This is a genomic window from Oryzisolibacter propanilivorax (assembly GCF_900103645.1).
In the GTDB taxonomy this organism is placed as follows: Bacteria; Pseudomonadota; Gammaproteobacteria; order Burkholderiales; family Burkholderiaceae_C; genus Melaminivora; species Melaminivora propanilivorax.
Genome location: NZ_FNHP01000002.1, coordinates 470,311 through 485,034 on the forward strand (window position 1 = coordinate 470,311; position 14,724 = coordinate 485,034).

Sequence of the window (14,724 nt, forward strand, 5' to 3'; positions counted from 1 at the left end):
CTGCCGCGCGCGGTGATGCCGTTGCCATGCACCGGCTGAAGACCCGCCCCCAGTTCCAGTCAACCCTGGCCGGGGGCACCGTCGCGCGCACGGCGCACTTCGCGCTGCATCGGCTCGTGTTGCCGGTGCCGGGCGAGGCGCCACCCGCATTCGCATCCGCTTCCACAGGGCCCGAAGGCGCAGCGCCTTCGCCGGCCCTGTTCGCGTTGCCGGCGGGCGCTGCCCAGGCTCCCTGGCTGGGCGCCATGGTGCCCAAGCGCTGGGCGCGCCGCGCCGTCACGCGCAACGCCATCAAGCGGCAGATCTACACCGTCGCGCGCGAGCACGCGCAGCGTCTGCCACATGCCGCGCATGTGGTGCGCCTGCGCGCTACGTTCGACCGCAAGCAGTTCATCAGTGCGTCCTCCGATCTGCTCAAGCAGGCGGTGCGCGCCGAGCTGCAGCAGCTGTTCGCGCGCGCCGTGCGTGGCCCTGGTCCCTCGGGCGCGGCATGATGCGCCGGCTGCTGATCGCGCTGGTGCGCGGCTACCGCCTGCTGCTCAGCCCCTGGCTGGGCTCGGCCTGCCGCTTCGAGCCGACCTGCTCGGTGTACGCACTGGGCGTGCTGGAGCGCCACGGCGCCGCCGCCGGCAGCTGGCTGACCCTGGGTCGCCTGGCGCGCTGCCATCCCTGGTGCGCCGGCGGGCATGATCCCGTGCCGCAGCAGCTGCCGCGCCACCTGCACCTGTTCTCGCGGCTGGTCCCGCCCGGCCATCCACCTTCCTCGGACAACCAGACCTCCTCCTCTCCATGAACGACATCCGCCGCACCATCCTGTGGGTGATCTTTGGCTTTTCCATGGTGTTGCTGTGGGACAAGTGGCAGATCCACAACGGCCACAAAGCCACCTTCTTCCCCTCCGCGCCGAGCCAGACGGCCCCCGTCGCGCCGGCCGCGCCGGCTGCCACTACCGCCGATGTGCCGGCGGCCAGCAGCAGCGGCGCCGTGGCGGCGCCGCCCACCGGCGTGCCGGGCGATGCCCCGATGGCGGCGCCTGCGACACCGCGCGAGCGCGTCACCGTGAGCACCGACGTGCTGCGCCTGGCCTTCGACAGCGAGGGCGGCTCGCTGGTGCATGGCGAGATGCTGCAGTACGCCGACATGCAGGACAAGTCGCGCCCGTTCGTGCTGCTCGACCAGAGCGCGCAGCGCGTGTACGTGGCGCAGACCGGCCTGATCGGCGGCGCCTGGCCGACGCACAAGACGACCATGACCGTCGTGCCCGGCCCGCGCGAACTGCAGCCCGGCCAGGACACGCTGGCCGTGCGCTTCGAGTCCCCGGACCTGGGCGGGGTGAAGCTGGTCAAGACCTGGACGCTCCAGCGCGGCTCCTATGACATCGCCGTGCAGCACGAGGTGGTCAACACCGGCAGCACCCCGGTGTCGCCGCAGCTGTACCTGCAACTGGTGCGCGACGGCAACAAGCCCGAGGGCGAGTCGTCGTTCTACTCGACCTTCACCGGCCCGGCCGTCTACACCGAGGCCAAGAAGTACCACAAGGTGGACTTCAAGGACATCGAGAACGGCAAGGCCGAGATCGACAGGAACGCCGACAACGGCTATGTCGCCATGGTGCAGCACTACTTCGCCACCGCTTGGTTGTTGGCCCAGGGGCAGCAACGCGAGCTGTTCGTGCGCAAGGTCGACAGCAACCTGTACGCCGTGGGCATGATCACGCCGCTGGGCGAGATCGCCCCCGGCCAGGCCAAGACGCTGCAGGCGCAGCTGTACGCCGGCCCGCAGATCGAGACGCAGCTGGAAAAGCTCGCCCCCGGCCTGGAGCTGGTCAAGGACTACGGCTGGCTGACCATCCTGGCCAAGCCGCTGTACTGGCTGCTGGACCAACTGCACAAGGTGCTGGGCAACTGGGGCTGGTCCATCGTGGCGCTGGTGGTGCTGCTGAAGATCGCCTTCTACTGGCTGAACGCCAAGGCCTACTCCAGCATGGCCAAGATGAAGGCCATCAACCCCCGCATCCAGGAAATGCGCGAGCGCCTGAAGGACAAGCCGCAGCAGATGCAGATGGAGATGATGCGCATCTACCGCGAGGAAAAAGTGAACCCCATGGGTGGCTGCCTGCCCATCATGATCCAGATCCCGGTGTTCATCGCGCTGTACTGGGTGCTGCTGTCCAGCGTCGAGATGCGCAACGCGCCCTGGATCGGCTGGATCCACGACCTGTCCTCGCCCGATCCGTTCTTCATCCTGCCCATCCTGATGGCGATGTCGTCGCTCCTGCAGACCGCGCTGAACCCGGCGCCGCCGGACCCGATGCAGGCCAAGATGATGTGGTTCATGCCGCTGATCTTCAGCGTGATGTTCTTCTTCTTCCCGGCCGGCCTGGTGCTGTACTGGCTGACGAACAACCTGCTGTCGATCGCGCAGCAGTGGATCATCAACCGCCGCATGGGTGTGCCGCCGCAGTTCAACCTGCCGAAGTTCCGCTGATGCCGCGCCCGGGCGCGCTGCGCGTCCGGCTGCTCCCTGCCACGGCCGCCCTTGGGCGGCCGTGGTCGTTTTGGTTAGGATGCGCCACCAACCAACCCAACGAGGAGACCGATCTGATGACGCACCGCAAGACGTTCCGCCTGGCCCTGCTGGCCGGCACCGCGCTGCTGGCCCTGGGCAGCGCCCAGGCCGCCACCCTGCGCTGGGCCGGCGCCAATGACATTCTCACCGTCGACCCGCACGCGCAGAACCACCAGACCACGCACGCCTTCCTGCAGCAGGTCTACGAGAGCCTGGTGCGCTACGACGAGAAGTTTCAGATCGAGCCGGCCCTGGCCACCAAGTGGGAGCAGATCAGCCCGACCCAGGTGCGCTTCACGCTGCGCCAGGGCGTGAAATTTCATGATGGCGCACCCTTCACTGCCGACGACGTGGTGTTCTCGCTCACCCGGGCGATGACGCCGCCGTCCAACATGCAAAGCGCCACGCAGAGCATCAAGGAAGTCAAGAAGGTCGACGACCACACGGTGGACCTGATCTTGAAGGGCCCGAACCCCATCCTGCTGCGCGAGATCACCGAGGCGCGCATCATGAACAAGGCCTGGGCCGAGAAGAACAACTCGGTCAAGTCGCAGGACTACGGCGGCAAGGAAGAAAACTACGCCTCGCGCAACGCCAACGGAACGGGGCCCTTCAAGCTGGTCGGCTGGCAGCCCGACGTGAAGGTGCAGCTGACCAAGAACCCGGACTGGTGGGACAAGCCGCGCGGCAACGTCGACGAGGTAGTGTTCACGCCCATCAAGTCGGCCGCCACGCGCACCGCGGCGCTGATCTCGGGGCAGGTGGACTTCGTCGTCGACCCACCGCCACAGGACCTGGCGCGCATGAAGTCCAACCCCGACATCAAGCTGATCGAAGGCGCTGAGAACCGCACCATCTACTTGGGCCTGGACCAGTTCCGCGACGAGCTGCCCGGTGCCGGCACACCGGGCAAGAACCCGCTCAAGGACAAGCGCGTGCGCCAGGCGCTGTACCAGGCGATCGACTCTGCCGGCCTGCACAAGAACACCATGCGCGGCCTGTCGGTGCCCGCCGGCGCGATGGTTGCGCCCATGGTGCATGGCTGGACCAAGCAGCTGGACGAGCGCGCCGCCAAGTACGACGTGGAAGCGGCCAAGAAGCTGTTGGCCGACGCGGGCTATCCCAACGGCTTCGCGTTGAAGCTGGAATGCCCGAACGACCGCTACGTGAACGACGAAGCCATCTGCCAGGCAGTCACCGCCATGTGGACGCGCATCGGCGTCAAGACCTCGCTGTCGGCAGCGCCCATGGCGCAGTTCGTCACCCGCGTCATGAACAACGACGTCAACGCCTACCTCTTCGGCTGGGGCGTGGCAACGTTCGATGCGCTGTACACGCTGGACTCGCTCATGGCCACCAAGCAGGGCAAGACGGCGGCCGGCGTGTACAACGGCGGGCGCATCAGCGACCCGAAGCTGGACGCCATGATCCAGCAGATCAAGACCGAGATGGACCAGCCCAAGCGCGACGCGCTGCTGCACGATGCGCTGAAGCTGACCAAGGACGAGTACTACTACCTGCCGCTGCACCACCAGATCCGCCCCTGGGCGATGCGCAAGGGCGTGGACACGGTACACCGCGCCGACGACCGGCCGATGCCGATCTGGACGACCATCAAGTAACCATAGCGCGCGGGCTACAAGGCCTGTGACCTATCCAAGAAGCCCGCCATGTGCGGGCTTTTTTCATGTGGCGGTGTAGGCGTTAACCCTGATAAAAAACGTGTCATGTCTTGTTGTTTGATGAAATTTTCTTCTTAACATGGATGCGGGAAAATTTTTGATCATTGCGCAGTTGCCGTGCCCACTATGTCCTCCATACTTGAGGTCGACACCATTTCCATCGCTGCCCGCATCGCTCGTGCCAAGCCCTCGCTGACCCGCTCGCATCAGCAGATGGCCGAATACGTGCTGCGCCATCCGCTACAGGCCGCGACCATGCCGATCGACGAGCTGGCTGCCGCAGTCGGGGTGTCGGTGGCCACGGCCAACCGGTTCGCGCGTGCCATCGGGCTGTCGGGCTATCCCATGTTGCGCGCGGAGCTGGTCAAGGGCTTTGAAGCCATGCTCGCGCCGGTCGAAAAAATGCGCGCACGGCTGCAGCAGCCTGGTTCGGTCTTCGACGCATTTCTGGCGGCGCTGGATGAGAACCAGCGCAACATCGCCGCTACGCGCGCCGCCCTGCAGGCCCAGGAATGCGAAGCAGCCGTGCAGGCCATTGTCCAGGCCCACCGTGTCTATGTGCTGGGCTTTGGCGCATCAGGCTGGTTGGCTGGCCTGTTGCAGCGTGGATTGGAAACGTACTGCGAGAACGTGCACCTGATGAGCAGCGTCGGCGGTGCCTCGCAGGGGGCGCGCCAGTTGCCGCGCATGGGTGCGCGCGACTTGGTCATTGCCATCGCCTTCCCGCGCTACCTGTCCGATACCGTGTTGCTGGCTCAGGCAGCGCATGAGCGTGGAGTGGGCGTGCTGGCGTTGACCGATGGGCCGCATTCGCCTCTGGTGCCGGTCGCACACCACTGCCTGTACGCGCATGCCGAGAGCTACCACGCGGCCAACTCCGAATCCACGGTCCTGGCGCTCATCGAGGCGCTATGCAGTGCCGTGGCGCTGCGCAGACGCGGTTCCGTGCAGGACGCCGCGCGCGTCACCGAGGCCGTTCTGCCCTGGTTGCACGACAGCGCCCGCGCGAGCCTGCGCGTTCGCGCGCCTGCGGCCAATGTCTCTGAATGAACCCCATGCCTCCGACACCTGCTTTGCCCTCCATCCCTGTCATCGTTCTCCACGGCGGCGCAGGCACTCTCTTGCGCAGCCTCATCAGCGCTGAACAGGAGCAGGCCTACCATGCCGCACTGCACTCTGCGCTTGTGGCCGGGCAGGGGGTGCTGGCGCGCGGCGGCGCGTCGCTGGAGGCCGTGTGCGTGGCCGTGCAGGCCATGGAGGACTGTCCCCTGTTCAATGCGGGCCATGGTGCCGTCTTCACTGCCGAAGACACGCACGAACTTGATGCCGCCGTGATGGAGGGCACACACCTTGCCGCAGGTGCAGTTGCCGGTATCACGCGCATTCGCAACCCCGTGCTGGCCGCACGCGCCGTGCTGCAGCACGGCCAGCACGTACTGATGGCAGGCGAGGGCGCCGAGCAGCTGGCGCGGGATGCGGGGCTGCCTGTGGTGGAGCCGGAGTATTTCTCCACCGAGGCACGCCGCGCGCAGCTGCGCGATGCGCAGGCGCGTGCCAGCGGCGCAGTGCTCGACCATGACGGTGCGGCGGCCCTGGCCGCCCGCCCGCCCGGTGGGCCGTTGCACGAGGGCAGCAAGATGGGCACGGTAGGAGCCGTGGCGCTGGACGCGCATGGCCACCTGGCGGCCGCCACCTCCACCGGTGGCATGACCAATAAACGCCCCGGACGTGTGGGCGACAGCCCGTTGATCGGCGCCGGCACCTACGCCGACGACCGCACTGCCGCCGTTTCCTGTACCGGACACGGCGAGAGTTTCATCCGTGTGGCGGCCGCGCACGACGTTTGCGCGCGCATGGCCTATGGCGGCTTTTCGCTGCAGCAGGCCTGCGACGCCGTGGTGCACCAGGCGCTGCCGGCCATTCACGGCACTGGCGGGCTGGTGGCCGTGGACGCGCGCGGCAACGTCTGTCTGTCTTTCAACACCGAAGGCATGTACCGCGGCCTGGCGCGTGTCGGTCAGGCGCCTGAAACCTTCATCTACCGTTGAGCAGCCACGACTGTGGCGCCCGAATACGTCCGATGCCCATGAATTCCATTTCTTCTCCTGCCCGCCTGGTGCTGCCAGAGCAACGCGTGCTGGATGTGCGCGACCTGACCATCCGCTTCACCAGCTCCGAGCGCACGGTGGAAGCCGTGCGCGACCTGTCGTTCCACGTCGACCGCGGCGAGACGCTGGCCATCGTGGGCGAGTCCGGCTCGGGCAAGTCCGTGACCTCGCTGGCGCTGATGCGCCTGGTCGAGCACGGCGGCGGGCGCATCGTGCGTGGCTCGGCGTTGCTGCGCCGGCGCGGCGGCCAAGTGCTGGACGTGGCGCAGGCGAGCCAGGCGCAGATGCGCGCCGTGCGCGGCGCCGACGTGGCCATGATCTTCCAGGAGCCGATGACGTCGCTGAACCCGGTGTTCACTGCCGGTGACCAGATCGCCGAGTCGATCCGCGTGCACCAGGGCATGGACCGCGCGGCCGCCCGTGCCGAGGCGCTGCGCATGCTGGAGTTGGTACGCATCCCCGAGGCGAAGAACGTGCTCGACCGGTTCCCGCACCAGCTCTCGGGCGGCATGCGCCAGCGCGTGATGATCGCCATGGCGCTGTCGTGCAAGCCGCAGCTCTTGATCGCCGACGAGCCCACCACGGCGCTGGACGTGACCATCCAGGCGCAGATCCTGCAGCTCATCCGCCAGCTGCAGGATGAAATGCACATGGGCGTGGTCTTCATCACCCACGACATGGGCGTGGTGGCCGAGGTGGCCGACCGCGTGCTGGTCATGTACCGCGGCGACAAGGTGGAGGAGGGCACATCGGACCAGGTCTTCGCCGCGCCGCGGCACGACTACACGCGCGCGCTGCTGTCGGCGGTGCCCAAACTGGGCGCCATGCAGGGCACCGAGCTGCCGCGCCCGTTCGAGCTGCTGCGCGTCGATGGCAGCCAGGCGCCGGTCGAGTCCACGCCCGTCGACACCCGGCCTGAGGGAGCCCAGCCCATCCTGCGGGTAAAGAATCTGGTCACGCGCTTTGATCTGCGCTCCGGCCTGCTCAACCGGGTCACGCGCCGCGTGCATGCGGTCGAGCAGGTGAGCTTTGACCTGTATCCCGGCGAGACGCTGGCGCTGGTGGGCGAGTCGGGCTGCGGCAAGTCCACCACCGGCCGCTCGCTGCTGCGCCTGGTGGAGAGCCAAAGCGGCGCCATCGAGTTCGGCGGGCGCAACATTCTCGACCTGCCCAAGAGCGAAGTGCAGGCGCTGCGCCGCAACATCCAGTTCATCTTCCAGGACCCGTTCGCCTCGCTGGACCCGCGCCTCACGGTGGGCTTCTCGATCATGGAGCCGTTGCTGGTGCACAAGATCGGCACGCCCGCCGAGGCCCAGGCCCGCGTGGACTGGCTGTTGGAGAAAGTCGGCCTGCCGCGCGAGCACGCGCAGCGCTACCCGCACGAGTTCTCGGGCGGCCAGCGCCAGCGCATCGCCATTGCGCGGGCGTTGGCGCTCAACCCCAAGGTGGTCGTGGCCGACGAATCGGTCTCGGCGCTGGACGTGTCGATCCAGGCACAGATCGTCAACCTCATGCTCGACCTGCAGCGCGAGCTGGGCGTGGCGTTTCTCTTCATCTCGCACGACATGGCGGTGGTCGAGCGCATCAGCCACCGCGTGGCGGTGATGTACCTGGGCCGCATCGTCGAGATCGGTCCGCGCCGCGCGATCTTTGAAAACCCGCAGCACCCCTATACCCGCAAGCTGATGGCGGCCGTGCCCATCGCCGACCCAGCGCGCCGCCACCTCAAGCGCGCACTGCTGGAGGGCGAGATACCCAGCCCCATCCGCGCAGTGGGAGACGAGCCGGTGGTACCGCCCATGGTGCAGGTCGGCCCGGGCCATTTCGTGGCACCTGCCACGGCGTGAATTTGAATGAAATCGGCCTTCAGCCCTCATAAAACAAGGGCAGAAAGCTATCTTTTTTGTAGTCGTCCCGTTTCCTTCTCACTGGAGAGTTCACCCATGAAGACAACCGCTTCCACCCGCCGCACGGCCCAGGCCCTGATGGCCCTGGCCGCCTTCGCTGCATCCGGCTCCGTGCTGGCCGCGGGCAATGCCGTGCTGGCCATTTACCAGCAGCCCGAGACGCTGGACCCGTACAACACCAACACCACCATCACCACGGCCGTCACCAAGACCTTCTATGAAGGGCTGTTTGCGTTCGACAAGGACCTGAAGATCAAGAACGTGTTGGCCGAGAGCTACGACGTGTCCGGTGACGGCCTGGTCTACACCTTCAAGCTGCGCCAAGGCGTGAAGTTCCACGACGGCACCGACTTCAACGCCGCCGCGGCCAAGGCCAACCTCGACCGTGTGATGGACCCCGCCAACCGCCTGCTGCGTGCCAACCAGTTCAATCGCGTTGCCAAGGTCGAGGCCGTGAACCCGCAGACCCTGCGCATCACGCTCAAGGAACCCTTCGGCCCCTTCATCAATGCTTTGGCCCACGCCTCGGCCGCGATCATCTCGCCCGCCGCGCTGCAAAAATGGGGCAGCAAGGACATCGCCTTCCACCCCGTGGGGACCGGCCCGTTCGAGTTCGTCGAGTGGAAGCAGACCGAAGCCATCGTCGGCAAGAAGTTCGCCGGCTACTGGAAGCAGGGCTACCCCAAGGTCGACCAAGTGACCTGGAAGCCCGTGACCGAGAACAACACCCGCGCCGCCATGCTGCAGACGGGCGAGGCCGATTTCGCGTTCACGCTGCCCTATGAGCAGATCGCCACGCTCAAGAAGAGCGACAAGGTGGAGGTCGTGTCCCGACCGTCCATCATCCAGCGCTTCCTGACGTTCAACCTGCTGCAAAAGCCCTTCGACAACGTGAAGGTGCGCGAGGCCATCGGCTACGCCATCAACAAGGACGCGCTGGCCAAGGTGGCCTTCAGCGGCCATGCTTTCCCCGCCCAGGGCTTCGTGCCGCAGGGCGTGGAGTACGCGCTGAAGATGCCGCCCGTTCCCTACAACGTGGCCAAGGCCAAGGAGCTGCTCAAGGAAGCGGGCTTCCCCAACGGCTTCGAGACCACGCTGTGGAGCGGCTACAACAACACCACCAGCCAGAAGGTGATCCAGTTCATCCAGCAGCAGCTGCAGCAGGTCGGCATCAAGGTGTCGGTGGAGGCGCTGGAGCCCGGCAAGCGCGTGGAGCTGGTCGATTCCTGGCCCGACCCGAAGACCGCCAAGGCGCGCCTGTACTACATCGGCTGGTCGTCCTCCACCGGCGAGGCCGACTGGGCGCTGCGACCGCTGTTCGCCACCGAGTCCTGGTCGCCCAAGCTGGCGAACTACGCCTTCTACAGCAACCCCGTGGTCGATGACGCCATCGCCAAGGCCTTGATCACCACCGACAGCGGCGAGCGCGCCGCCCTGTACAAGACCGTGCAGGAACAGCTTGGCAAGGACCTGCCGCGCATTCCGCTGGTGACGGAGGACGTGCTGTATGCCCACTCCAAGCGCCTGTCGGGTGTCTACGTGATGCCCGACGGCAACATCAACAGCGACGAGATCGCCATCAAGTGAGGCACCCCCCTGCGGCATTGCGCGCCTTCCCCCCGCTCTCGCAGCGCTGCACGCTGCGGGCAGGGGGACGCCGCCGGTGCTGCGGGACGGTCCTTGCACGGCGGCCCTGGCCTGGGGCGCGCCGGTTTCTTGCCCTGACCCCAAAGCGGGATTGGTACCCCGCACTGCCATGCTGAATTACTTTTTCAAACGCCTGCTGGGGCTGCTGCCCACGCTGCTGATCGTGGCGGTGCTGGTGTTCCTGTTCGTGCACCTGCTGCCCGGCGACCCGGCGCGGCTGGCCGCCGGGCAGGACGCCGACGAGGCCACGGTGCAGCTGGTGCGCCAGGAGCTGGGCCTGGACCGGCCGCTGCCCGAGCAGTTCGTGCACTTCTTCTCGCGCATGGTGCAGGGCGACTTCGGCCTGTCGATGCGCACACGCCGCCCGGTGGCGGCCGAGATCGGCGAGCGCTTCATGCCCACGCTGCTGCTCACCCTGAGCAGCATGGCCTGGTCGGTCGTCTTCGGCATGGCCATCGGCATCGTCTCGGCCGTGTACCGCAACCGCTGGCCCGACCGACTGGGCATGACGCTGGCGGTCTCGGGCATCTCGTTCCCAGCGTTCGCGCTGGGCATGATGCTGATGCAGGTGTTCTCGGTGCAGCTCGGCTGGCTGCCCACCGTGGGCGCCGATTCGTGGCGCCACTACATCCTGCCGTCCATCACGCTGGGCGCGGCCGTCGCCGCGGTGATGGCGCGCTTCACCCGCGCCTCCTTCGTCGAGGTGGTGCAGGAGGACTTCGTGCGCACCGCGCGCGCCAAGGGCCTGAACGAGCGCGTGGTGATCCTCAAGCACTGCCTGCGCAACGCCCTGATCCCGGTGGTCACCATGATGGGCCTGCAGTTCGGCTTCCTGCTGGGCGGCTCCATCGTGGTCGAGGCGGTGTTCAACTGGCCGGGCCTGGGCCGCCTGCTGGTGGACGCGGTGACCATGCGCGACTACCCCGTCATCCAGACGCTGGTGCTGCTGTTCTCGCTGGAATTCATCCTCATCAACCTGGTGGTGGACATGGCCTATGGCTTCATCAACCCCACCATCCGCTACAAGTGAAAGAAGAGGACCGGCGATGAGCGCACCCTCCGTTTCCTCCCCGGCCGCTGCGGCCCCGGCCGCCGAGGCGGTCCGCACCCCCTGGCGCGAGTTCTGGCGCAAGTTCAAGCGCCAGCACGTGGCCGTGGCCGCGCTGGTGTTCGTGCTGCTCTTGGTGCTGGTGGCCGTGCTGGCGCCGTACCTGGCGCCGTTCGACGCCGAGAACTACTTCGACTACGACCGGCTGAACGAGGGCCCTTCGGCGCTGCACTGGTTCGGCGTCGATCCGCTGGGGCGCGACATCTTCAGCCGCATCCTGATGGGCGCGCGCATCTCGCTGGCGGCGGGCTTCTTCTCGGTGGCCATCGGCTGCCTGATCGGCACCGCGCTCGGGCTGCTGGCCGGCTACTACGAGGGCTGGTGGGACCGCATCGTGATGCGCATCTCGGACGTGCTGTTCGCCTTTCCCGGCATCCTGCTGGCGCTGGGCGTGGTGGCCATCCTGGGCTCCAGCATGACCAACGTGGTGGTCGCCGTGGCCGTGTTCAGCGTGCCGGCCTTCGCGCGGCTGGTACGCGGCAACACGCTGGTGCTCAAGCACCAGACCTACATCGAGTCGGCGCAGAGCATCGGCGCCAGCGACTGGACCATCATCACGCGCCACATCCTGCCGGGCACCATCTCGTCCATCGTCGTGTACTTCACGATGCGCGTCGGCACGTCGATCATCACCGCGGCCAGCCTGTCCTTCCTGGGCATGGGCGCGCAGCCGCCCACGCCCGAGTGGGGCGCCATGCTCAATGAAGCGCGCGCCGACATGGTGAATGCGCCGCACGTGGCGCTGTTCCCGAGCCTGGCCATCTTCCTCACGGTGCTGGCCTTCAACCTGCTGGGCGACGGCCTGCGCGACGCGCTCGATCCGAAGATCGACCGGCAGACATGAGCATGCAGCCCCCCCGCATCGGCGGCCTGCCGGCCGGGCCGCGCGACGCGATCAGCGACGTGGCCGGCGTCACCGTCGGCCACCTGACGCTGGCCGAGGGCGATGTGCAGACCGGCGTCACGGTCATCCGCCCGCATGCGCAGGATCCCTTCCGCCACAAAGTGCCCGCGGCGGCCGCCGTCATCAACGGTTTCGGCAAGAGCGTGGGCCTCACGCAGTTGGCCGAGCTGGGCCAGCTGGAGACGCCGATCGCGCTGACCAACACCTTCTCGGTGCCGGCCGTGGCGCAGGCGCAGATCGCGCAGTGCGTGCGCGCCAACCCCGAAACCGGCCGCGCCCTGCCCACGGTGAACCCGCTGGTGCTGGAGTGCAACGACGGCTACCTGAACGACATCCAGCGCATGGCTGTCACGGCTGCGCACTACGAGGCGGCCTGTGCCTGCGCGAGCGCCGACGTGGCCCAGGGCGCAGTGGGCGCGGGGCGCGGCATGTCCAGCTTCCAGCTCAAGGGCGGCATCGGCACTGCGTCACGGCGTACGGGTGAGGGCTACACGGTGGGCGCGCTGGTGCTGGCCAACTACGGCATACAGGCCAACCTGGTCTGGGGCGGCCAGCCTCTTGGGCAGCGGCTGGCCGCGCGGCAGGGCGCCCCGGCGGCTGCCACGGAAAAGGGCTCCATCATCATGCTGCTGGCCACCGACGCGCCGCTGGACGCGCGCCAGCTCGGGCGCCTGGCGCTGCGCGCAGCGGCGGGGCTGGCGCGCACCGGCTCGGTCTACGGTCACGGCAGCGGAGACATTGCCGTGGCGTTTTCCACCGCCTACACGCTGCCCGACCTGCCGGATGCACCCATGCCCGCCGTGGCGATGGTGCACGAGACCCGGCTGGACGCGCTGTTCCAGGCCGCCGCCGACAGCGTGGAGCAGGCCATCGTGCACGCGCTGTGGCATGCCGAGCCGGTGATGGGCCGCAGCGGCCACCATCGGCAGGCGCTGCGTCAACTCCTGAATCAATAGCTTTCAGCGCATGTAAGACAAGGGCTGGAGGCCGATTTGACCTCTAAAACATCTTCGGATCTGTCCATGAAAATTCTGATCTCCGTCGACATCGAGGGTGTGGCTGGCGTCTACCACGCCGAGCAGGTGCGGGCGGGCAACCCCGAATACGAGCGCGCCCGCCGCCTGATGGTTGCCGAGGCCAACGCCGCCATCGCTGGCGCCTTCGACGGCGGCGCGCGCGAGGTCTACGTGAACGACTCGCACGGGGGCTTTCGCAACATGCCGCCGGACCTGCTCGACGAGCGCGCCCAGGTGATCCAGGGCAAGCCGCGCTACCTGGGCATGGTGGCCGGCGTGGAGCTGGGTGTGCAGGGGGTGTGCATGATCGGCTACCACTCGCGTGCCCAGGGGCGTGGCATCCTGGCGCACACCATCAACAGCTTCGCGTTCGCGCGCATCCGCCTGAACGGGCAGGAGCTGGGCGAGATGGGCCTGTACGGGCTGCTTGCCGGCAGCTACGGCGCGCCGGTGATCGCGGCCTCGGGCGACGATGTGTTCATCGAAGAGCACCAGGCGATGTTTCCGCAGACCCGTTTTGTGCAGGTCAAGCGTGCCACGGGCTTTTCCAGCGGCATCAGCCTATCGCCGCAGCAGGCCTGCGCCGCCATCCGCGAAGGCGTGGCCCAGGCCGCATCGCAGGCCCGGGGCGTGGCGCCGCTGCGCATCCAAGGCCCAGTCACTGTCGATCTGTTGGCGCAAAGCCCGGCGCTGGCCGAGCTGTTTTGCCAGTGGCCAATGCTGGAACGCACCGACGGCGATGCGCTGCGCTTCACCGCGCCGGACGTGGAAGGCGCGGTGCGCATGCTCAACTGCCTGTCGGCGATGTCGACGATGTTGAAATGAAGGGCATCCCCCTGAACGGCTGCGCCGCTTCCCCCCTTCTCTCGCCCTGCTGCGCAGTGCGGGAAGGGGGACAACGCTGGTGGACTGGCGAAGCCAGATACACGGCGTCTGCTGGCGTGGGTGCGCCCTTTGCGTATGCCGCGGTGGTGCCGCGCGGCGGGGAGTTGAGATGACACATGTTGCAAGCCGCACGGTCGGCATCCTGGCCGGCATGGGGCCGGCCGCAGGGGCGGACTTCGCCCGGTTGTTTGTCCTGGCCTGCGAGGACTGGCTGCGCACGCACGGCCATGCCGTGGTTGACCAGGCCTATCCCGCGCACTGGATGGCGCAGCTGCCCATCGCCGACCGCACGCGTGCGCTGGCCGACCCGCAGGCGCCGCAACCGCTGGCAGCCATGGCGCAAGGCCTGGCGCAGCTTGCAGGCCTGGGCGCGCATGCCGTGGCCATGCCCTGCAATACCGCGCACGCCTGGCACGCTGCCCTGCAGCGGCAGGTGCCGCAGGTCGAGCTGCTGCACATGCCTCAGGAGACGGCGGCCGAGCTGCGCCGCCGTGGTCTGGACCGCGTGGCGCTGCTGGCCACCGAGGGGAGCTACCGCATCGGCCTGTACGAGCAGGCTTTCGCCGCCCAGGGCATCGCCTGCGTGCTGCCGTGCGAAGCAGCGCGGCGGTGGTTGATGGAAGGCATCTACGACGGCGTGAAGGCCGGTGACCTGCCGCTGGCGCAGCAGCGCTTCGTGCAGGCCGGCACGCAGCTGCGCGCGCAGCACGGCGACATTCCCCTGGCCATGGCCTGCACCGAGATCCCGCTGGCGCTGCCCCAGGCGCCCGAGGCGCAGGGCTGGACGCTGGTCGACCCCACCGCCATCCTGGCCGCCAGCCTGGCGCGGCGCGCCTACGCAGGCTCCTGATGCGCTCCTGAGCCTCTTGCGCGCGCCCGGCGCCGCAGGCATGGTGAGC

Annotated in this window: 13 protein-coding genes; all 13 read left to right on the forward strand. The window is 67.8% G+C overall.

Going from position 1 to position 14,724, the window contains the following annotated elements; translation table 11 throughout:
- Positions 1-26 precede the first annotated feature (26 nt).
- Positions 27-494: a ribonuclease P protein component gene (locus tag BLQ61_RS04865; protein WP_091567236.1), complete on the forward strand. Its 468-nt coding sequence runs from the start codon at positions 27-29 to the stop codon at positions 492-494.
- Positions 491-793, forward strand: coding sequence for a membrane protein insertion efficiency factor YidD (yidD, locus tag BLQ61_RS04870; protein ID WP_091567238.1), 303 nt, complete (start codon positions 491-493; stop codon positions 791-793). The genes BLQ61_RS04865 and yidD overlap by 4 nt, the downstream gene beginning before the upstream one ends.
- Entirely contained in the window at positions 790-2,487 is a 1,698-nt protein-coding gene (yidC, locus tag BLQ61_RS04875; protein ID WP_091567240.1) for a membrane protein insertase YidC, read from the forward strand. Before yidD ends, yidC begins: the two co-directional genes overlap by 4 nt.
- A gap of 116 nt (positions 2,488-2,603) precedes the next feature.
- Complete coding sequence (locus BLQ61_RS04880; RefSeq protein ID WP_091567242.1) at positions 2,604-4,190, forward strand: ABC transporter substrate-binding protein; 1,587 nt, start codon at positions 2,604-2,606, stop codon at positions 4,188-4,190.
- 186 nt (positions 4,191-4,376) lie between these two features.
- A complete protein-coding gene (locus BLQ61_RS04885) occupies positions 4,377-5,300 on the forward strand; it encodes a MurR/RpiR family transcriptional regulator (protein WP_091567244.1) in 924 nt (307 codons plus the stop codon).
- A 5-nt stretch (positions 5,301-5,305) separates the two neighbouring features.
- Positions 5,306-6,298, forward strand: coding sequence for an isoaspartyl peptidase/L-asparaginase family protein (locus tag BLQ61_RS04890; protein WP_091567534.1), 993 nt, complete (start codon positions 5,306-5,308; stop codon positions 6,296-6,298).
- A gap of 38 nt (positions 6,299-6,336) precedes the next feature.
- Positions 6,337-8,205, forward strand: a complete 1,869-nt coding sequence (locus BLQ61_RS04895; protein ID WP_175488213.1) for a dipeptide ABC transporter ATP-binding protein — start codon at positions 6,337-6,339, stop codon at positions 8,203-8,205.
- 96 nt (positions 8,206-8,301) lie between these two features.
- Positions 8,302-9,852, forward strand: coding sequence for a glutathione ABC transporter substrate-binding protein GsiB (gene gsiB / locus BLQ61_RS04900; protein WP_091567248.1), 1,551 nt, complete (start codon positions 8,302-8,304; stop codon positions 9,850-9,852).
- Positions 9,853-10,021: 169 nt separating this feature from the next.
- Positions 10,022-10,942, forward strand: coding sequence for a glutathione ABC transporter permease GsiC (gsiC, locus tag BLQ61_RS04905; protein WP_091567250.1), 921 nt, complete (start codon positions 10,022-10,024; stop codon positions 10,940-10,942).
- A gap of 16 nt (positions 10,943-10,958) precedes the next feature.
- Positions 10,959-11,864, forward strand: a complete 906-nt coding sequence (gene gsiD, locus BLQ61_RS04910) for a glutathione ABC transporter permease GsiD (RefSeq protein WP_091567252.1) — start codon at positions 10,959-10,961, stop codon at positions 11,862-11,864.
- Positions 11,861-12,880, forward strand: coding sequence for a P1 family peptidase (locus BLQ61_RS04915; protein ID WP_091567254.1), 1,020 nt, complete (start codon positions 11,861-11,863; stop codon positions 12,878-12,880). The genes gsiD and BLQ61_RS04915 overlap by 4 nt, the downstream gene beginning before the upstream one ends.
- 66 nt (positions 12,881-12,946) lie before the next feature.
- On the forward strand, positions 12,947-13,765 hold the full coding sequence (locus tag BLQ61_RS04920; RefSeq protein WP_091567256.1) for a M55 family metallopeptidase: 819 nt from the start codon (positions 12,947-12,949) through the stop codon (positions 13,763-13,765).
- 169 nt (positions 13,766-13,934) lie between these two features.
- Positions 13,935-14,675: an aspartate/glutamate racemase family protein gene (locus BLQ61_RS04925; protein WP_091567258.1), complete on the forward strand. Its 741-nt coding sequence runs from the start codon at positions 13,935-13,937 to the stop codon at positions 14,673-14,675.
- The last annotated feature ends 49 nt before the right edge of the window (positions 14,676-14,724 follow it).